Consider the following 924-nt stretch of genomic DNA (forward strand, 5'->3'; position numbering starts at 1 on the left):
GCGAGGGCCTCGCGCGGGGAGATGCCGAAGAAGGCGGGGTCGAACTCGCCCGCGTCGTGCAGGAAGCCCCCTTGGGTGGCGTACGACGTGCCCGCGCGCTCCCCGGTCGGGTCCGCGAGCCGGGCGAGGTCCCAGCCCCGGTTCACCGGGAAGCCGGAGACGGCGTCCGCCCCCGAGGCCACCAGGTCCCACAGCTCCTCGGGCGTGCTCACCCCGCCGGGGAAGCGGCACGCCATGCCGACGATCGCGATCAGGTCGTCGTCGGGGTCGGCACCCGCACCGGAACCCGCTCGGGAGCCCGCCGGCGCCTCGACCGTCGCGGCCCCGGCCTCCGGGCCGACCAGCTCGTCCAGCAGGTGCGCGGTCAGCGCGGCCGGGCTCGGGTAGTCGAAGACGAGCGTGGCGGCCAGCGTGAGGCCGGTGCCGGCGGCCAGCGCGTTGCGGAACTCCACGGCGGTGAGCGAGTCGAAGCCCAGCTCACGGAAGGTGCCGGTCTCCGTGATCGCGTCCACGCCGCTGTGGCCGAGCACGTCCGCCGCCCGCTCCCGGACCAGGCCGAGCAGCAACCGCGTCTGCTCCGGCCTTTTCAGCCCGGCCAGTCGGCCGCGCAGGGCGGCGTCGGCGCCCGCCCCGGCGGACGACGGCGCCTGCTGGAGCCCGGCCACCTGGGGCAGCTCGGCGAGCAGCGGACTCGGGCGGCGGGCGGTGAAGGGCGGCACGAACCGCGTCCAGTCGACGTCGGCCACGGTCACGCAGGCCGCGCCCGGCTCCGGGTTCAGCGCCTGGTCGAGTGCCAGGACCGCCGTGTCCGCGGCCATCGCGGTCAGGCCGCGGCGGGCCAGGGCCGCCGCCGTGTCCTCGTCCGCCATGCCGCCGTCGGCCCACGGGCCCCAGGCGAGGGAGACGGCCGCCCGTCCCCGGGCC

1 protein-coding gene is annotated in these 924 nt (G+C 77.7%); it reads right to left on the minus strand.

Going from position 1 to position 924, the window contains the following annotated elements:
* On the minus strand, positions 1 to 924 hold a 924-nt coding region (locus OSB71_RS24195), incomplete at both ends, for an acyl carrier protein (protein ID WP_265950940.1).

Source organism: Streptomyces marinisediminis, from assembly GCF_026262575.1.
Lineage (GTDB): Bacteria > Actinomycetota > Actinomycetes > Streptomycetales > Streptomycetaceae > Streptomyces > Streptomyces marinisediminis.